This is a genomic window from Sphingomonas sp. CFBP 8760 (assembly GCF_014841615.1).
Classification (GTDB): domain Bacteria; phylum Pseudomonadota; class Alphaproteobacteria; order Sphingomonadales; family Sphingomonadaceae; genus Sphingomonas.
In genome coordinates, this window is record NZ_JACYUG010000014.1 from 1 (window position 1) to 18,844 (window position 18,844).

16 protein-coding genes and 1 tRNA gene are annotated in these 18,844 nt (G+C 68.4%); 8 read left to right on the top strand and 9 right to left on the bottom strand.

Annotated features, from left to right (window positions below; genetic code table 11):
- Positions 1 to 112 precede the first annotated feature (112 nt).
- From IFT82_RS15390 to IFT82_RS15410, 5 genes are all read left to right on the top strand, one after another.
- Positions 113 to 189, top strand: a tRNA-Met gene (locus IFT82_RS15390).
- Positions 190 to 480: 291 nt separating this feature from the next.
- Complete coding sequence (locus IFT82_RS15395; protein ID WP_192128416.1) at positions 481 to 1,767, top strand: glycoside hydrolase family 130 protein; 1,287 nt, start codon at positions 481 to 483, stop codon at positions 1,765 to 1,767.
- Between the two features lie 85 nt (positions 1,768 to 1,852).
- Positions 1,853 to 2,494, top strand: a complete 642-nt coding sequence (locus IFT82_RS15400; RefSeq protein ID WP_192128418.1) for a hypothetical protein — start codon at positions 1,853 to 1,855, stop codon at positions 2,492 to 2,494.
- Positions 2,495 to 2,588: 94 nt separating this feature from the next.
- Complete coding sequence (locus tag IFT82_RS15405; RefSeq protein WP_192128420.1) at positions 2,589 to 3,839, top strand: arsenic transporter; 1,251 nt, start codon at positions 2,589 to 2,591, stop codon at positions 3,837 to 3,839.
- Positions 3,840 to 3,857: 18 nt separating this feature from the next.
- On the top strand, positions 3,858 to 5,114 hold the full coding sequence (locus IFT82_RS15410) for an MFS transporter (RefSeq protein WP_244646820.1): 1,257 nt from the start codon (positions 3,858 to 3,860) through the stop codon (positions 5,112 to 5,114).
- 15 nt (positions 5,115 to 5,129) lie between these two features.
- On the opposite strand, the gene IFT82_RS15415 is transcribed toward IFT82_RS15410, so the two are convergent.
- A complete protein-coding gene (locus IFT82_RS15415) occupies positions 5,130 to 5,393 on the bottom strand; it encodes a hypothetical protein (protein WP_192128424.1) in 264 nt (87 codons plus the stop codon).
- Here IFT82_RS15415 and IFT82_RS15420 point away from each other — a divergent pair.
- The gene (locus tag IFT82_RS15420; RefSeq protein WP_192128426.1) at positions 5,392 to 5,706 is read left to right on the top strand and encodes a hypothetical protein; all 315 of its coding nucleotides are present in this window, start codon (positions 5,392 to 5,394) and stop codon (positions 5,704 to 5,706) included. The genes IFT82_RS15415 and IFT82_RS15420 overlap by 2 nt on opposite strands.
- 99 nt (positions 5,707 to 5,805) lie before the next feature.
- Here IFT82_RS15420 and IFT82_RS21510 read toward each other — a convergent pair whose 3' ends face one another.
- The 7 genes from IFT82_RS21510 to IFT82_RS15450 all read right to left on the bottom strand — a co-directional run bounded on the left by IFT82_RS21510 (position 5,806) and on the right by IFT82_RS15450 (position 15,860).
- Positions 5,806 to 5,928 carry an antitoxin Xre/MbcA/ParS toxin-binding domain-containing protein gene (locus tag IFT82_RS21510; RefSeq protein ID WP_192128428.1) on the bottom strand — a complete coding sequence of 41 codons (123 nt, stop codon included), beginning with the start codon at positions 5,926 to 5,928 and terminating at the stop codon, positions 5,806 to 5,808.
- Between the two features lie 209 nt (positions 5,929 to 6,137).
- Positions 6,138 to 6,575, bottom strand: a complete 438-nt coding sequence (locus IFT82_RS15430) for an HD domain-containing protein (RefSeq protein WP_192128430.1) — start codon at positions 6,573 to 6,575, stop codon at positions 6,138 to 6,140.
- Positions 6,576 to 6,710: 135 nt separating this feature from the next.
- Complete coding sequence (locus tag IFT82_RS15435; RefSeq protein WP_244646822.1) at positions 6,711 to 8,939, bottom strand: glycosyltransferase family 4 protein; 2,229 nt, start codon at positions 8,937 to 8,939, stop codon at positions 6,711 to 6,713.
- A gap of 230 nt (positions 8,940 to 9,169) precedes the next feature.
- Positions 9,170 to 10,270: a zinc-dependent alcohol dehydrogenase gene (locus IFT82_RS20465; protein WP_199860526.1), complete on the bottom strand. Its 1,101-nt coding sequence runs from the start codon at positions 10,268 to 10,270 to the stop codon at positions 9,170 to 9,172.
- Complete coding sequence (locus IFT82_RS15440) at positions 10,267 to 12,339, bottom strand: glycosyltransferase (protein ID WP_199860527.1); 2,073 nt, start codon at positions 12,337 to 12,339, stop codon at positions 10,267 to 10,269. The genes IFT82_RS20465 and IFT82_RS15440 overlap by 4 nt, the downstream gene beginning before the upstream one ends.
- Positions 12,336 to 14,531: a UDP-galactopyranose mutase gene (gene glf, locus IFT82_RS15445; protein WP_192128551.1), complete on the bottom strand. Its 2,196-nt coding sequence runs from the start codon at positions 14,529 to 14,531 to the stop codon at positions 12,336 to 12,338. The genes IFT82_RS15440 and glf overlap by 4 nt, the downstream gene beginning before the upstream one ends.
- A 162-nt stretch (positions 14,532 to 14,693) precedes the next feature.
- Positions 14,694 to 15,860: a glycosyltransferase gene (locus tag IFT82_RS15450; RefSeq protein WP_244646824.1), complete on the bottom strand. Its 1,167-nt coding sequence runs from the start codon at positions 15,858 to 15,860 to the stop codon at positions 14,694 to 14,696.
- Positions 15,861 to 15,991: 131 nt separating this feature from the next.
- Between IFT82_RS15450 and IFT82_RS15455 the strand changes: the two genes are divergently transcribed.
- Entirely contained in the window at positions 15,992 to 16,423 is a 432-nt protein-coding gene (locus tag IFT82_RS15455) for an antitoxin Xre/MbcA/ParS toxin-binding domain-containing protein (protein ID WP_244646825.1), read from the top strand.
- Between the two features lie 234 nt (positions 16,424 to 16,657).
- Positions 16,658 to 17,200 (top strand): RES domain-containing protein, encoded by a 543-nt coding sequence (locus tag IFT82_RS15460; protein WP_192128432.1) that lies wholly within the window; start codon positions 16,658 to 16,660, stop codon positions 17,198 to 17,200.
- 11 nt (positions 17,201 to 17,211) lie between these two features.
- Here the strand turns inward: IFT82_RS15460 and IFT82_RS15465 are convergent, their stop codons facing one another.
- Complete coding sequence (locus IFT82_RS15465; RefSeq protein ID WP_192128434.1) at positions 17,212 to 18,837, bottom strand: alpha-N-arabinofuranosidase; 1,626 nt, start codon at positions 18,835 to 18,837, stop codon at positions 17,212 to 17,214.
- Positions 18,838 to 18,844 lie beyond the last annotated feature (7 nt).

The following is an 18,844-nucleotide window of genomic DNA, read 5'->3' on the forward strand; positions in this document are numbered from 1 at the left end:
CGCCAGGCATTGAAGCCCGTGGCGATGGGACATGTGCACCAGAACCCATTCACATCTCCCTCCCCCGCATCACAACGGGGCAGGTACACGCCGGCACACACAAGCCGGCCACCGCGGGGTGGAGCAGCCCGGTAGCTCGTCAGGCTCATAACCTGAAGGTCACAGGTTCAAATCCTGTCCCCGCAACCATATCCCCCCGATATACCACACACCACCGCCTCGGCAGCTACACGCTCCGGGGTTTTTTGCGTTTGTGCTGAAATTCTCCCGGCAGGGCAACGGTATAGAACAGATCGTTGCCTATGACCCAACCGTCGAGGATGACGCCGGCTCATGTGATCCACGGACCGCGGAGTAGCCGCCTGCACTTCGGCCGAAACCTGATTTCCACCCTCGGGGGGATCGTGGCCGGACCGGGATCGTTACCGGTGGCAGCGCACCTTGTCTGGTCGCGCTACTGTCCCGAAAAGGCCGATACCCATGAACGCTGCCGATGTCTTCACGACGCTTGATATCGAACTGAAACCCGATCCCTCGCGCACCGTGATCCGGCCGTTCAGCTTCGGCTACCCCGCCGCCTTCGCCGATGGCCATCCGCCACGGCCCGAAGCGGTGGTCGATCGTATCCAGGCACTCGATGCCCCGATGCGGGCGCGGATGCGCGACCTGCTGCTGACCGCGATGAACGACCGGCACCGCAATGCCGAGCAGGTGCTGCTGCGCCGCTTCGAGGAAGTGCGCCCGGATATCGGTGAGGGGGATTTCGATCATGACGAACGCGTGCTGATCGGCGCCTATTTCAGCCAGGAATATGCCTTCGAATCCGCTGCGCTGTTCAACCCCAGCGTCGTCACACTGACCGAATTGACCCCCTCGGTGCCGGGGGCGGTGCCTTTCCTCCTGTCGCTGCGCGGAATTGGCGAGGGACATATCTCTTCGATCACGCTGCGCACCGGTGAATGGGGTCCCGGCGACCGGCTGGTGATCGATCCGCCGAGCCCCGAGGCGGTGCCCCCCCGGATCGAACGGCAGGACGACGGCTGGGTGCGACTGGTGTGCGACGACAGCGAGGATGCGTCCGAGACGATCATCTTCCCTATCCTGCCCAGCCAGCGGCAGGGCGTGGAGGATCTCCGCCTCGTCAACTTTACCGATCATGACGGCGTGCGCAGCATCATCGGCACCTATACCGCCTATGACGGCAAGGCCGCGCGGCAGGAGATGCTGCGCGGCATCGACCTGCGCACGGTCGAGATGCGGCCGCTGACCGGGGCGATGACCGGATACAAGGGCATGGCGCTGTTCCCCCGCCGGATCGGCGGGCAGTTCGTGATGCTGGGGCGGCAGGACAACGAGAACATCTGGCTCCTGCGCTCCGACGATCTCTACACCTGGGAAACCGGTACGCCGATCATGGCGCCGAAATACCCGTGGGAGTTCGTGCAGATGGGCAATTGCGGCTCTCCGATCGAGATCGACGAGGGCTGGCTGGTGTTCACCCACGGCGTCGGCATGGTCCGGGGCTATTGCGTTGGCGCCTGCCTGCTCGACAAGGACGATCCGTCGAAGGTGCTGGCGCGCACCCCCTCGCCTCTGCTGTTCCCCAGCGCAGAGCAGCGTGGCGGCTATGTGCCCAACGTCACCTATAGCTGCGGCGGGATGCTGCACGACCGGCGCATCCTGCTGCCCTATGCGATCGGCGACGAGTTCAGCGCGTTCGCCGTCGGGTTGGTCGACGATTTGCTGTCGGTGATGGTGCCGGCCTGAACGCAGAGCCGGTCATCGGCACCGGCTTGTGTAGCCAAATCCGTCGCGATGCGTTGCGGCAGGGTGATTCAGCGAAGGAGTTGACGTGACGGCATCGCCTTCCACCCATCCCGGCCCTACGCTGCTGGCCGATATAGCGACGCTGGAGACGCCGTCGCAGGCTCCGCACATGCTGCGGCTTTCACCGGCGATGGTCGCGACGATGGCGGCGCAGTGGCGGGCCAGCTTTCCGGGCGGGCATCAGCACGAACAGGGCGGGACGATCGTCGCGGATCGCCACGGCGCCCTGTCGATCCAGAACATCGGCGGGCAGCGCGGCGTGCTGCACAGCAACCATCACCTGTTCCTGCCCGACATCAAGCTACGCGATGCCGCCCATTACCGGGTCGTCGGGACGTTCCACACGCACCCCTATGACAAGGCGAACGGCGGGGCGACAGGGGTGCCGCAGAGCGGTGCCGATATGGGGGTGCTGATCCTGATGACCCCGTTCCTGCTGTCGATCGTTCAGTCGGGCAGCCAGCTGTTCGCCTTCGTCAAGACGCGGATGACCCCCAGCTATGTCGACAAATGGGAGCTGCACAAGAACAGCCAGGAGGAGGTGTGGATGTGGATGAAGGCGGGGCAAAGCTTCGAGGTTGGCAGCCGGAAGATGGCGGAGGGGCACGCGCTGCGGTTCGGTTTCGCCTATTATCGCGGATCGGGCAGCGTCCTCACCCGGTCCTGACCCCGACGGCTGTCCCACCCCGTTCAGATTGAGTTGGGCCCGCCCGGCTATCGGCGCGTCCTCCGCCCGAAGTGCCGGCGGCTGGAGTATCCCGTTGAGCCTTGCCGTCGTCGCCACCTGGTCCGTCTGCGCCGCGGCGATCGGCGGTGTCGTCGCCCGGCCGTTCCGCTGGGCGGAGGCGGTGTGGGCGATCGCGGGGGCATCGGTCCTGTTGCTGGCCGGCCTGATCGCGCCGGGGGCGGCGTGGACGGCGGTGGGGCGCGGCCTCGACGTCTATCTGTTCCTGATCGGCATGATGCTGCTGAGCGAGACCGCGCGCGAGCATGGCCTGTTCGACTGGGTCGCGGCCACCGCGGCGATCCATGCGCGCGGATCGTCGCCCCGCCTGTTCCTGCTGATCTATGCGGCCGGCATCGTAACCACCACCTTCCTGTCCAACGATGCCACCGCCGTCGTGCTGACGCCCGCCGTCTATGCCGCGGCGCGCAAGGCCAGGGCGGAGCCGTTGCCGCTGCTGTTCGCCTGCGCGCTGATCGCCAATGCCGCCAGTTTCGTGCTGCCGATCTCCAACCCCGCCAATATCGTCCTCTATGGCGGCACGATGCCGCCCCTGGGGGAATGGCTGGGGTCGTTCGCCCTACCCTCGGTCGCGTCGATCGTGGTAACGTTCCTGGCGTTGCGCTGGATCGAACGACGCCGGATCGCGGGGACGTGCGCCACGGATATCGCGCGCACGTCCCTGTCCGCCGGCGGGCGGGCGGCGCTGGCCGGGATCGTCGGCACCGCCGGGCTGCTGCTGGCGGTGTCCGCATTCGACATCGCCCTCGGCCTGCCCACCGCGCTGGCCGGGATCGCGACGACGCTGGGCGTCTGCGCCCTGGTGCGAGGCTCGCCGCTGGTGCCGCTTCGGGCGGTATCGTGGAGCGTGCTGCCGCTCGTCGCCGGGCTGTTCGTGCTGGTCGAGGCGCTGACGCTGACCGGGGTGACCGGCCAGATCGCCGCGCTGCTGCGGGTGGTGTCGGCCGATCCGATGCACGGCGCGGCGATCGCGGGGGCGGTGCTGGCCTTCGGGTCGAACGCGATGAACAACCTGCCGGCGGGGCTGCTCGCCAGCATGGCGGTGGCCCAGGCGCAGCCGCCCCGGATCGTGACGGATGCGCTGCTGATCGGCGTCGATCTCGGTCCCAATCTGTCGATCACCGGATCGCTCGCCACCATCCTGTGGCTGCAGGCGATCCGGCGCGAGGGCGAGGATGTCGGCTTCCGGCAATTCCTGAAGGTCGGTGCGGTGACGATGGTGCCCGCGCTGATCGCCGCGCTGGGCACGCGGCTGATGCTGGGCTGAAGGGAAATGACGATGACGATGGCGACGCACCCGGACGGGCGCGACGGAGCGGATAGACGGGTGCCGACCCGCACGCTCGATGTGCTCAACTTCTTCCTGGCGGACGTGCGCGACGGGCTCGGCCCCTATCTCGCCATCTATCTGATCGCGGTGCGCGGGCCGGCCCATGGCTGGAACGAGGCGACGGTCGGCGTCGTGCTGACCATCGCGGGGATCGTCGGCCTGTTGTCGCAGACCCCGGCGGGGGTGCTGATCGACCGGGCGCGCAACAAGCCGCGGATCATCATGATCGCTGCGCTGCTGGTGACGCTCAGCAGCGTGTCGTTGCCGGTCGTGTCCGGCTACACGATGGTCGCGATCACCCAGTCGGTCGCGGCCGCGGCCGGCGCGGTCTTCGCGCCCGCCATCTCGGCGGTCACGCTCGGGCTGGTCGGGCCGAAACTGTTCGCGCGCCGGGTAGGCCGGAACGAGGCGTTCAACCATGCCGGCAACGCGGTGTCGGCCGGGCTGGCGGGGGTGCTGGCCTGGTCGTTCGGCCCGGTGGTGGTGTTCTGGCTGATGGCCGCGCTGACCGTGGCGAGCATCGCGGTCGCGATGCGGATCAGGAACGGCGACATCGACAATGCCGTCGCCCGTGGCCTCGACTGCGAGCCCGACGGGGACGGTGGCGAGGATTGCGCGCAGCCGGGCGCATGGCGCTGCCTGATCGAGAACCGGCCGCTGATGATCTTCGCGGGCATCGCCTTCACCTTCCACCTCGCCAATGCGGCGATGCTCACCTCGGTCGGGCAGTTGCTGGCGAAGACGGTGGGCAAGGATCAGGCCACCTCGCTGACCGCGGCGTGCATCGTCGCGGCGCAACTGGTGATGGTGCCGGTGGCGATTGTCGTCGGGCGCAACACCGAACGCTGGGGGACCAAGCCGATCTTCCTCGTCGCGTTCGGCTTCCTCGCCGTGCGCGGGGCGCTCTACACCGTATCGAACGATCCGTGGTGGCTGGTGGGGGTGCAGGCGCTGGACGGGATCGGCGCGGGCATCTTCGGCGCGCTGTTTCCCGTCGTCATCGCCGACCTGACCAGGGGATCGGGCCGGTTCAACGTCAGCCAGGGCGCGGTCGCGACCGCACAGGGGCTGGGCGCGGCCCTGTCGGCGACGCTGGCCGGATCGATCATCGTCTGGGCGGGCTACAGCGCCGGCTTCCTGACGCTCGCCGTGATCGCCGCGACCGGCTTCGTCCTCTATCTGGTCGCGATGCCGGAGACGAAGCGGAGGTGACTGCCCGACAGCCGCTCACCAAGGCTCGCCGCGGTCGCGGCCGGGTGGCAGGATCAGCCGGTCATCGCGCAGCCGCTGCCGACATTCCCCTGCGAACGCGGTCGCCGCGGCGATGTCGGTGACGAAGCATCGATGCTCATCGGACGTCAGGCGGTAATATTCCTCGTAATCGACCAGCCCGTTCCCGACCGGGATCGACAGATAGGGATCACCCGTTTGGCGATCGGTGCCGATCGAGAAACGTCGTTCGTGCGATACCTGTTTATCCTGAAATCTCATGGGTCTACCGGACCTCGAAACCAATCTGTTCCAGACCCGATCGGGGATCGCGCACCAGCTCCACGCGTATGGCGTGATCCGCGAACCGGACGGCCCCGAACATCGCCTTCATCAGACGGTCGTGCCCGGCACGACGTTCGTGTTCCGCATGCTCGTAATCCTCCCATTTGTCGCCTGGCCTGCACATCCAGAAACAGCCGCTATGCACCTTGCCGTCGAAAAACGTGACGGATGCATTCACAAGGCGATCATCGACCCGGATGAAGCTTCACGCGCGATTGTCCGGCATGGGTTCGATCCTGACCGACAGTGATCCTGTCAGCTGTGCAGCCGTCACGCCGGGGCCGATGGCAATCCCGTCGAGAAGAAAGCATGACCGCGCGTGATCGAACGCGAGCATCGGGTTATCCCCTTACACCGGCGTACGCATCAGGGCGTGACGAACGATCCTGCAGCCGGCGGGATGGGTCGAGAGTATATGGGCAGGCGACTGACCGTCCAGCACATCGATTGGCCGATTGAGCCAGCCCGCCATCCCGACCGAACATGCCGATCAGGGTTTCAGCCAGCCCGGGATCGTCCGGAAGCAGGGACCGGGCCGCACCCTGCGGGCCGTTCACGGCATCGGCGCTGAAGACGGCAGCGAAGTGCGCCCATGCCGGGTCCCCCGGATATTTGCGGCGCAATGTCTCGATCGACGACATCGGCATTCGGATACTCCTGACCTGGAAGCGGAGTGGCGGATCATCCGTTCCCGTCATCGATCGCTTCCAGCCGGTCGAGGGCGCGACGATATTTCGCCCCCCGTTCACGGTCAGATGCGGTGATCCGGGTAAGGCGCGCAAGATCAAGATTGTCCTCGATATCGGCGCGTTTGACGTCGCGGGCGATCGGATTGCGGGCACAGCGCTCGATGAAGGCGTCGTAATCCTCGTCGTCGCGCCGGCTGAGCGCGACCACCGCCTGCGCCACGTCATCGCCGAACCGGGCCGCGATGACCGCCGGATTGATCCCGCTATCTTCAACCACGTCATGCAGCACCGCAGCCATGCGCCGCTCGTCCCCCGATACCCCCAGCATGACGCGCAGCGGGTGAAGGATATAGGGGGCTCCGCCCTTGTCGAACTGCCCGCGATGCGCGGTGCAGGCGAGGATGATCGCGTCTTCCAGAGTGTCGGTCATGACTGCCTACCCCTGTCGTTGAACACCATCTTTCCTACGGCCGGTGCGGCGATCGGCCATCCGGCCTTCGGGCGTTTCTCCGGAAACGCCGGTATAGCGTGCCCGTGCCATGCCGCCAGCGCAACGCGGTCATGGTCATGCAGACCCGGTGATCGCCGCCAGCGCCGCGGCAAAGGCGGGGTCGGGGCGGCGGGTGCCGTCCGGGGCGGTGTGGAGCAGGCCGTTGGGACATGGCCGCTCGTCGTCCCAGCCGGGATGGTCGAGGATCGGATAGAGGCAGACGCCCGCCACCGGCACGCCCAGTGCCCGCGCCCGGTCGACCTCGCCGGCGATATGCGCCAGCCAGACCGGGCGTTCGTCGCCCTCGATTCCCGTTTCCGCCACGAAGATCGGGCGGCCATAGCGGGCATAGGTGTCGGCGAGGATGCGGTGGAACGGTCTGGCGAGCGGATGGTGGCGGTCGATCGGCGGGCCGCCATGGATCCACTGGTTGTTGTGATAGTAATTGACGCCGACGATATCGAGCAGGTCGGGCCGTCCGCCGATCTGCGGCCAGATGCGGCCTGAAATCAGGTCCCACCCCTGGAACTGCGCCTGCCGGTGCCCCTCTGCATGGGGGGCGTCCCATGGTCGGTGCGGATCGGTGATGACGTTGATGACCGGATCGACATGGACGAAGCGTGCGGCCGGATCGATGCGGCGAATGGCGTCCATCGCGACGATCGCGGCGCGGGCCAGCTGCACCTTCAGCTCGTAGCCGCGGCCGCGCGCGAAGGGGTTGAGGTAGGCGGCGTCGCCCCCGCCCCATGACAGGAACGAGATCTCGTTGACCGGACAATAGAAGCGCGTGCCCGTCGTCCGCGCGGCGATCACCTGTGCGGCTGCGGTGGCGAAGGCGGCGAAGCGGGTGACGAAGGCGGGGCTCCACACATCGACATCGTCGGGCCAGCCATAATGAAGCAGGTCCCAGATCACCTCCGTCCCGCTGGCGGCTGCGCCGGCGAGCTGATGGTCGAGGCTGGACCAGTCATAGACGCCGGGGGTCGGCTCGATCAGGTGCCAGCGCAGGCCGTCGCGGACGGTGCGGATGCCGTGCGGGTGGAGCGTACGGTAATCATGCTCCGCTTGTACGTCGTGGCGGGTGGCGGCGATCACGTCGACCCGCCGGCGATCATGGGCGCGGCGATGCGTAGAGCATTCGAACCCGCCCTGCCAGAAGCTGCGGAACAGCGGCTCGGGCGCAGGCGGCACCGGGCGGCGGACCGCATCGAACAGGCGCTGCCACTGCGGCACCACCACCTCGACCGCATAGTCGCGGGCGACCTTCGCGTGGAGCGCCGTGCCCAACTGGCGGCGCAGGGGCGCATCGTCGATCAGGCGCAGCATCGCCGCGGCGACGGCCGGCGGGTCCTCATGCGGCACGAACAGGCCGCTGGTGCCGTCCTCGATCTGCTGGAGCGCGCCATTGTCGGGGGTGGCGATCACCGGCAGCGAGGCCGCGCCCGCCTCGGCGATGACGTGGGGCATCCCCTCCCCGCGCGACAGCCAGACGAAGATGTCGAGCGCCGCGAGCAGCGCCGGGAGGTCGCTGCGGTCGCCGAGGAAGGTCAGCGCGCCGGCCAGCCCCGCCGCCTGCGCCTGTTTGCGCAAGCGGTCGGCATAATCGGGCATGAAGGCATCCGCCCCGCCGATGACGAGGAAGCGCGCATCGGGGCGGACGGCATGGACGAGCGCGGCTGCGGCGATGAAGTCCTCGACCCGCTTCTTGGCATCCAGCCGGCCGACCCAGCCGATCAGCGGCACGGTATCGCCGATGCCCAGTGCCCTCCGCATCGTCGACCTGTCGACAGGTCGATAGGCCGACATGTCCACCATCGAGGGGATTTCGATCGCATCCCCCTCCCGCCCCGGCATTCGCGACGCCGCGGCATCGCGGATCGACGCGCAGACGCCGACATAGCGGCTGGTGAAATGCTTGGGGCCGGCCAGTGCCTCCGATACCAGCCCGCCATGCTCGATCAGGGGCGGGCGCAGGTGCAGGCGTTCGAGCGCTGGGTAGATATCGGCGACGTTCTGGCACGACACCACCGCGTCATAGCCGGGGACGATACTGGCGAGGTACGCGACCGTTTCGTCGAACGACAGGTGATAGGGGGTGGTGTCGACCCGCGCCCCGATCGCGGTCAGCTGCGCGTGCGTCTGGTCGGGCATCCCCGGTTTATGGAAGCAGGCGACGACGTCGATCGTGTGACGCGCGGGGTCGAGCGATTGCGCGAGCAGCCGCACCTCGGTCTCCTCGCCGCCCACGACCAGCCAGGCGAAGACGAACAGGATGCGCATCGGGGGGGCGGTATCAGGGATCAATCGACGTTTCCTGCCAGCCTGTCGTGGTAGCCCCGGCCTTGAGCGGGGCCTTCGCGAAAATACGCTTCCATCCTGCCAGAGCCACCACCCCGGCGGAGGCCGGGGCCCAGTTGGGCGAACGGTGATGATGACCCACGATGGCTATCCCAACTGGACCCCGGCCTCCGCCGGGGTGGTGGAGCGGGTCTTGCACAGGTCCCGCCTCGAACGACGGGACGGGTGACGCCGGATCAATTGACGCCCTTGAACACGATCTGGAGGAACTCCGGCCGGTCCGCGATCAGGTGGCGCAGGAAGTCCGGTGCTTCCTCGATCGGCACGACATGGGTGATGAGCTGCGCGCGGATCGCGTCGCCACGCTCTGCCAGCAAGGCGACCGTCTCGTTCGCCAGCCGGCGCTTGTTCCATGCCGTCGCCATGCCGCGCGGCACGCGGTTGATCTGCGCGCAGCGGAGGTTGAGGCCGTTGTGATGGAACTCCTCGCCCAGCCGCAACCGGTCGGCGCCGCCCTGATAGAAGGCGAGGTCGATCACCGTGCCCTGCGGGCGCAGCGCCTGCATCGCGGCGTGGAGCGAGGCGCTGTCGGCGCGGGTCTGGAAGACGAGATCGGCCCCGCGATCGTCGCCGCCATGATGCCAGCGCGATTTGGCATAGGCCCAGGCATCCGCCTCGACCATCGGCACCAGCCCGAGGCAGGCGGCGCGGGTACGGCGGAATTCGGAAGGGTCGGCGATCACCACCTCGCTGGCGCCCGCGCGCTGCGCGAACAGCGCCACGAACAGCCCGACCACCCCTGCGCCGATCACCAGCACCGGCCGGTCCTTCACGCCCGCGCCGAAGAAGGGCGCGGTCGGCCCCAGCATCTCGGCATCGGCATGGAGGATGCCGTTGGCGGCGATCGGCCCCATCTGGCCGACATAGATGCCGAGGATCGGGTCGATCGCGGGCGGCAGCTTCGTCAGCACGTCGTGGAAGGGATCGGCGGTGTGGCCGGTCTTGTGCCCGAAGACGGCGCCGATCGTGTCGCCGGGGGTATAGTCCCACGCCCGCGATTCCACGACGCGCGCGGATTCCATGTAACCCAGGAACGGCACCGGATAATGCTGCTGCGGCTCGCCGTGAACGAACACGCCGCGGCCCGCGTCCCAGCGTGCGTGGAGATAGGGGTTGGTGTTCTTGACGAAGGTCAGCTCGGTGCCGGCGGAAAAGCCCGTGTAGAGCATGTCGAGCCGGACCTGCCCGTCGCCGGGCGGTCCCTCGTCATAGCCGTGCAGATACGCCTCGCCGGGCCGTTCGACGCCCAGCGAGCGGATATGGCGCCACTCGCTCATATCAGTTCCTCCAGCATGATCGCGGCGCCCGTGCGCGCGGATTCACCGATCGCCAGCGCGACGCGGTGGGTTTCGACCGCGTCGGCATAGGGGCAGCGGATACGGTTCTCCTTGCCCTGTACCGCGTCGATGAAGTCGCGGTCCTCGTGCCAGACGGGATCGCCCTGCGTACCGCGCACCGGCCGGCCGCGCCCGACATCGACCATCAGTTCGCGGTCGGTGATCTCCACCGCCAGCCGGTCGCCGAACAGGTGCAGGCCGACGCGGTGGTTCCAGCCGAGCAGGCAGGTCGAGGCGAAATTGGCGATCGCGCCGCTCGCGAACTGCAGGCTGGCGGTGCTGACGGTCGGTACGTCGAGACCGAGAAATTCGGCGCGGGCCGTATGGCCGGCGAGGCCGAACACGTGGGTCACGTCGCCCGCCAGATACCGCGCCAGATCGATCAGGTGCGTGGTCTGCTCGACCATCTGCCCGCCCGACTGGTCCTGATGCCACCACCATTGCGGGGGCGGCGTGGAATCGAGCCAGTAGCCCGACATCAGCCGCGCCGGATTATGCGCCAGCAACCCGCGCACCTCGTCCACCGTATCGAGATAGCGCCAGTGATAGCCGACCGCGGTGACGAGGTTCGCGGCCGCCACGTCGACCGCGATCGCCTCGGCGGTGGGCAGATCGAGCGCGACGGGCTTCTCGACGAAGAAGGGCAGTCCCCGCGCGATCGCGGCGCGTTCGGGGGCGCCGTGCGCGAAGGGCGGCACGCAGATGTAGAGCGCATCGACCTCGACCGCATCCAGCATCGCGTCGATATCGGTGAAGGCCTGCGCGCCGAACCGCGCGGCCGCCTCGTCGGCGCGGGCGCCGTCGACATCGGCGATGGCGACGATCGCCACGTCCTCGAACCGTTCGAGCACGCCGAAATGGCGATGGGCGATGCCGCCCGCGCCGATGAAGCCGATTCTGGTCATGCGTGTCCCGTCCGGGCGCGGTGCGCCACTGGTTTCCTCGGCATAGATCGCGGCAGTGTCGCGGATCATGCGGTCGGCGTCGTAATGGGTGCGCTGGTGGTCGCTCGCCGTCGCGGCGACGGTACGCAGCCGGTCATGGTCGGACAGCGCGTCGATCACCGTCGCGGCGAATGCGGCCGCATCGCCGGCGGGGGCGAGCCAGCCGGAGCGGCCATGGTCCAGCATCCCGGCATTGCCCGGCGCGTCGCTGGCGACGACGGGCAGGCCGGCCGCCATCGCCTCCAGCGCGACCAGCGACAGCCCCTCGAACCGCGAGGGCAGCACCAGCAGGTCGGCCGCAGCCATCAGATCGGGCAGGTCGCCCCGCTGGCCCAGCATCCGCACCGATCCGGCGAGGCCGCGTGCCGCGATCTCGCGCGCGATCGTCCATTTCAGGGGCCCCTCGCCCGCCAGCAGCAGCGTGACGCGCGGATGCGCGGCGCGGATCGCGGGCATCGCGTCGAGGATCAGGCGGTGATCCTTCTGCTCGGCGAAGCGCGCCGCCATCAGCAATACCGGGCCGTCGTCCAGTCCCCAATATCGCCGCAGGGTCGCGCGCGGTTTCGTCGGGGCGGCCGGCGGGGCGACGCCGTTGGGGATCGTCGCCAGCCGGTTGCCGAGTTCGGCACGGGCGTGGCTGTCGGCGACCGCATCGGACACCGCGATCAGCCGGTCGACATGGCTCAGGCCGGCCCGATGCACGGCGCACTGGTCCGCATCGGTCAGCAGATAGGGGAGATGCTCGGTACGGACCACGCGGGCGCCGGCATCATGCGCGGCCTGCGCGCTGGCATGGCCTTCCCAGCCGATACCGGCATGGACGTGGACGATATCCGGCCGCGTGCGGGCGAACCAGCGCGACAGGTCCGCGATGTCGCCGGGGTCGATCGCCTTCACCGTCAGGCCGCGCGCACGGGCGCGGGGCAGCAGGCCCGACGCGGGGGTCGCGGCGATCACGATGTCATGGTCGCCGCGCAGCCCCTCCGCCAGCGTCAGCATATGCTCGCCCACGCCGGACGGCGCCGGGCTTTCGGTGACGAGAAACAGCCTTGATCGGATGGTCATGCGGCGACGGATGCCGGTTCGATGCGGGAGGCGAGGCGCCGATAGGTCGCCAGCGCCTGCCCGACCACCTGGTCCATGTTGTAATAGCGGTACGTCGCCAGCCGGCCGACGAAACTGACATCGGGCAGCGCATCGGCGAGCGCGGCATAGCGCCGGTACAGCGCCTGGTTTTCCGGGCGCGGAACCGGGTAATAGGGATCGCCCTCGCCCCGCGGAATCTCGTAGCTGATGCTGGTGCGCGGGGATTGCTGGCCGGTCAGGTGCTTATACTCCGTGATCCGCGTGAACGGCGTATCGGGGGACGGATAGTTGACGACCGCGACCGGCTGATACCGGGCCACGTCATGCGTCTCATGCCGGAATTCGAGGCTGCGATAGGGCAGCGGGCCGAAGCGATGGCCGAAATATTCGTCGACCGGGCCGGTGAACACGGTGTGGTCCGCACGCACGTCGCAATCGGCAACATCTACCCCGGTCTGCACGGTGATGTTCGGGTGATCGAGCATCGCCTCGAACATTGCGGTATAGCCGTGCAGCGGCATCGCCTGATGCCGGTCGGTGAAATAGCGGTCGTCGGTATCGGTGCGGGTCGGGACCCGCGCGGTCACCGCCTTGTCCAGTTTGGACGGATCGAGGCCCCATTGCTTGCGCGTGTAGCCGCGGAAGAACGTCTCGTAGAGTTCCTGTCCCACCGCCGCGACGACGACATCCTCCGAGGTGCGAATTTCGCGCGGTTCGGCGCGTGCGGCGAGGAACGCGGCCGCCGCGGCCTCGTCGTGCAGGTCGAGGCCGTAGAGCGTGTTGAGCGTGGTGCGGTTGATCGGGATCGGCACCAGCTTGGTCCCCACGCTGGCCAGCACGCGATGCTCGTAGGGCCGCCATTTGGTGAAGCGCGAGAGGTAGGCGAACACCTCGTCGCTGTTGGTGTGGAAGATGTGGGGGCCGTAGCGATGGACCATGATGCCCGCCGCGTCATGATGGTCGAACGCGTTGCCGGCGATGTGCGGGCGCTTGTCGATCACCAGCACGCGCTTGCCCGATCCCGCCGCCAGCCGCTCGGCCAGCACCGATCCGGCGAAGCCCGCGCCGACCACCAGCGCGTCGTAATGCGGGCGGCGCCCGGCGGGGTGGATCGCGGGGGCGGCGGGGGATGCGGGAGGCGCGTGACGCGGCACCATCCTCGCCTTTATGCCCGCGAAGGTGCGATCCCATGAGGTCGCCGCCAGCAGCGCATCCGCCTCGTCCCGCCACGCGCCGTCCACCGGCAACGCCAGCGCCGCCTCGCAGGTCACGACGAACGCCGGGGCATCGGCCGCGATGGTCACGCCGGTCAGGTCGCCATAATGGCGGATCACGTCGACGATCGGGGTCGATACCACCGGCTTGCCCGCTGCGAGATATTCGGGGGTCTTGGTCGGGCTGATGAAGCGGGTGGCGGCGTTGATCGCGAACGGCATCAGCGCGACCGACCAGCCGGTCAGGTAGGCGGGCAACTCGTCATAATGCCGGTTGCCCAGCCAGTGAAGATTGGGCCGCCGCGGCAGCGTGGCGGGATCGATCTTCACCACCGGGCCGACCATCACGACCTGCCAGTCGGGCCGCGCCGCGGCGAGGGCATCGACCAGCGCCAGATCGATCCGCTCGTCGATCACGCCGTAGAAGCCCAGTTTCGGACCCATGATCGCGTGCTGGTCCGCCGCCTCCGCCACGTCCCCCCGCGCTGCGGCGAAATGCGCGACGTCGACCGCTGAGGGGAAGGGCGTGATCGCGTCGTGGCGGTCGCGCTTCGCCTCGTACAGGCTGTACCCGCCGGTGAACATCACATCGGCGCGCGCGATCAGCGTCGCCTCGCGCTCGACCAGCAGCGGATCGGCGAAGGCGAACGCGGCCAGCTCGTCCATACAGTCATAGACGACCAGCGACGATCGCAGATGCCCCGCGAACCCCAGCATCATCGGCGTGTAGAACCACAGCACCGGGTCCGCCGGCATGGCCGTCGCGACCAGCATGTCGAGCAGACCGCGCAGCCCTTCCTCCACCTGTTCGCGGTTCCACCAGTGCGGCACGCGCGGGCGCAGCGCGATGACGCCGTCGGCGGGAAAGGGATGATGTTCGAGATAGGGCAGCGGATGATCGCAGCCGATCGGTTCTTCCCAGAAGAACACGCGGCGTTCGGCCGCGAACCGCTTCATCAGGTGCTGCGGCCGCTGGGTCACGAAATCCCAGCGCAGATGAGAGAAACAGATCAGCGGGGCGGAAACGGGATGGGCCGGCGCTTCATCGACGGACCGGGACGGACCATGCACATCGTTCTCCATCTGATCCGACGGGTGTGGGCCGCGGCATCGATGAACTCAACTAACGCAGATCAAATCACAGGATTTTTTCTGTGCGGCCTGCGCCAGCAATGGTCGCAGCCGCGCGATGGTGTGCGGCCACGTCCACCGCGCCAGCGACGTTTCCCGCGGGAAACATCGGCCGGTTTCCGCGCGCATCGCCATGATCGCGGCGGCCAGATCGGCGGGATCGAAGAACCGTCCCGTCTCCGGCAGGATGAACTGCCGCCCGCAGACCAGCTCCGCATTGCAGAGCACCGGCAGGCCGGCGAGCATATATTCGGTCAGGATCGCGGGGGCGCCGTCGTCGCGCCCGCACACCATGCCGAACCGCGCGCGGTTCATCAGCCGGTTGACCGCGTCGAACCCCACCCCCGGCGGGCCGATGCAGTCGACCGACAGGCCGGCATCGGCGATCCGGGCGCGCAGCCGATCCGCCTCCTCGCCGTACCCGAACACGAACAGTCCGCGCACGTCGCGCGGCAGCGTCTCCAGCGCATCCAGCAGCAGGTCGTGCTGCTTGTACCCCTGCGCCGCGGCGACGTAGATCAGGTCATAGTCCCTGGGGCCGTCCAGCGGCCGGAATTGGTCGATCGCGGCGAATTCGGGGCCGACCGGCATGATCGCGGTCGCCATGCCAGGATGGCGCGCCTCGACCTCGTCGGACTGCCACGGCGCGCCGGTCAGCACCAGATCGAAGCGGGCGCTGACCTCCGGGGGGACGCGCAGCGCCGGCGCGTCGATCGAGTTGTACAGGATGATGCTGTTGGCGCACGCCGCCAGCAGCGTCGGTGCGACCCCCAGTCCGTAGACGACCAGGATATGCGGCGCGCCGTGCGTCGCCACGAATTCCAGCATCGCGCGGTTGTCGAACGGGGGGACCGGATCGGCGATTGGAAACCCGCGATAGCCGAGCCGGGGGCCGGCGGGGGCATGGGACGATCGCCCCTGCCCCGCCCGGTGGTGCCAGATCTCCGCCCGCTCGACGATGTCGGCCGCGATGCAGGCGAGCGGCAGGCGTTCCAGATAGCCGCCCGTGACCGCGAAGGGCGCGTCGGTCACCGCCTGCCACGGCGCGGGGGGATCGGCGATGCCGTCATCGGGATGCCAGTCGACCCGGTCGCTGATGACGACGATCGAGGGCATCGGGGTCAGCGGTGCCGGGGCGGTGCTGGCCGCCATCATGCCATCGGTCGCGCTTTAATATATGTCATGGGCGGAGAACGCGTATCGCCATGCTCCGTTCAGCGGGCATGACTTGATCTGATGACGGTAATGTCCCATATTATCGACCTGTACTGGACGAAAGAGTGGACATGGCCGTCGAAGCTAAGGGTATCGGCCGGAAACGCGCAGCGGCAACGATGTCGCCGGCCATCGCACTGGCGGGTCAGGGGTTCGTGACGCATTTCCTCGATCAGGGCGGCATCGTCGACATGGAGCGGGTCGCGGACATATTCCGCATGACCAAGGGCCAGCTCGCCGAGACGGTCGGGCTGGGCGCCGCCACGATCGGCAAGGCGGAACGGCGGACGGCGCCGCGCGCGCAGTCCCGCGTCCGCGAGATGCTGGAGATCGTCGCGCGCATCCGCGACTGGGCGGGCGGCGAGACGCAGGCGATGGCCTGGTATCGATCGCAACCCATCCCCGCGCTCGACGGGCGGACGCCCGAGGCGCTGGTGAAGGCCGGTGAGGCCGGCGCGGTCCGCGACTATCTCGACCATCTGGCGCTGGGTGGTTTCGCCTGAGCGATATCCGGGCGTCGCAGGAATGTTCGCGCAGTGTCGCAAAGAAGATTTGGTTCACGCGGAGGCGCGGAGGACGCGGAGAGTGGCGGACAACATGGCCTTGCCCTTCCCACGATCCGGCTATCCAACCCGGCCGATGATGAATTCTGTGATCGGCCCCGCGCGCGATACCTCTGCGTCCTCCGCGCTTCCGCGCGAACCAGACTTTTTTCTCTTCGCGTCTTCGTGCGAACGGTGAGGTTCGCCAGTCGCTGCTACCGGGGCCACGATCCGATGTGGTCCTTCTCCCCCCTGTCGGGCACGGGCGCGGCGAAGACCGGGGGGCGCTTCAATCGCCGGGGCGAGCCGACGCTGTATCTGTCGCTGTCGATCATGACCGCCGTCAACGAATGCACCCAGGGGTTCGGCCGGCGCCTGCACCCGCTGACGATGTGCGAATATGATATCGACTGCACCCCCGTCGCCGACCTGCGGACCGAGACGGACCGGGCGGCGCTGGGCGTGGCGCTGGCCGATCTCGCCTGTGGCTGGCTGACCTGTCTGCGCGCCGGGCGCGACGCGCCCTCCTGGGCAGTGGTCGATGCGATGAAGGCGGGCGGCCATGCCGGGATGCTCGTGCCCAGTTTCGCCCCCGGCGCGGGGGCGAGCGACGACAATCTGATCCTGTGGCGCTGGGGCCCGGACCTGCCGACCCGCGCGACGGTGTTCGATCCGGGCGGCCGCCTGCCCCGCGATCAGCGATCGTGGACCGAAGGGACCGCCGTCACCGGATCGTGACCCGGCCCGCGTCAGCGGATCGTGACCATCGTCACCGACCGCGCCGGCACGGTCAGCGCCAGCCCCCCGTCCGCCAGCCGCACCCCGTCCAGCGGCACGGGTATGAACGGGTCCGCCTTGCCGAATTCGATGCGCGTATCGATCCGGCCAGCGGTCAGCGTCTCCGCCGTGGCGCCGCGCCCGGCCACTCCCGCCAGCGTGGCGGTGACGGGGGCGGGCCGGTCGGGGTGGAGGTTGACGATCGACAGGTGCAGCACGCCGCCCGCATCGCGGCTGGCCGAGACACTGACCTGCGGCATCCGGCTGTCGCCCTCGACATAATCGGGGGTGCCGATGTCGACGGGGATTTGCGTCGCGCCCTGATGCACCTTGTACAGGTCGAACACGTGCCAGGTCGGCGTTACCACCATCTCGCCCCCGCGCGTCAGGACCAGCGACTGGATGACGTTCACCATCTGCGCTAGATTGGCCATGCGCACCCGGTCGGCATGACGGTTGAAGATGTTGAGGCTGAGGCCCGCGATCACCGCGTCGCGCAGCGTGCTTTCCAGATACAGGCTCGACGCCCCCGGCTCGCTGGCGAACCATGCCCCCCATTCGTCGACCGCCAGCGCGACCTTCTTCTGCGGGTCGTAGCGGTCCATGATCGCGGCATGGCGCGCGATCAGTTCGTCGGTCAGCGTGGCGCGTGCCAGCGCCTTCGCCCAGCCGGTCCGGTCGAAGCCGACATTGCGGCCCTTGTCGCCCCAGTCGTTGCCCGCGAAGGTGTAGAAGTGGAGCGACAGGCCCCACATCAGCGGCCGATCCGACGTCAGCGCCAGTGGCGTCGGATCGGGGCGCCACGTCATCGCGCGCGCCATCATCGTCTCGGTCCAGCCATAGTCGTCGGTATCCGCGCCGACCGCGATCAGATTGGCGCGCGGACCCGAATAGCTGCGCAGGAAGGCGGCATAATGGCGGAACGACGCGGCATAGGTCTCCGCGGTCATGTTGCCGCCACAGCCCCAGGTCTCGTTGCCGACGCCGACGAACGGCACGGCCCACGGCGCGGCATGACCGTTGGCGGCGCGGGCGCGGCCGGGATCGCTGTCGGCGGCCGCGGTCATGTACCGCATCCAGTCGTCCGCCTCCTGCACGCTGCCCGATCCGACATTGACCGACACGAACGGCGCGGCGCCGATCTGGCCCATGAAGTCCATGAATTCGTGCGTGCCGAACGCGTTGGTATCGGGCTTGCCGCCCCACGACGCGTTGATCTCCTGCGCGCGCTTCGTCTTGGGGCCGATGCCGTTTCGCCAGTGATAGGAGTCCGCAAAGCACCCGCCCGGCCAGCGGATGACCGGCACCTTCACCTGCCTGAGCGCGGCCACCACGTCGCGGCGGATGCCGCGCGTGTTGGGGATGGTCGAATCTTCGCCGACCCAGATGCCCTCGTACACGCCGCGGCCGAGATGCTCGACGAACTGGCCGTAGATTTCCGGGGCGATGCGCGGGCCGGGCCGGTCGGCATGGACCAGCAGCGTGGTCGCCGGCGACGGGGACTGCGGCTGTGCCTGCACTTGGACCTGTGCCTGCGCAGGCACGGTCGCGGCGAAGGCCAGCAGCGCCAGCCAGCGCGAACGAAGCGGACGGATCATCGCCCCG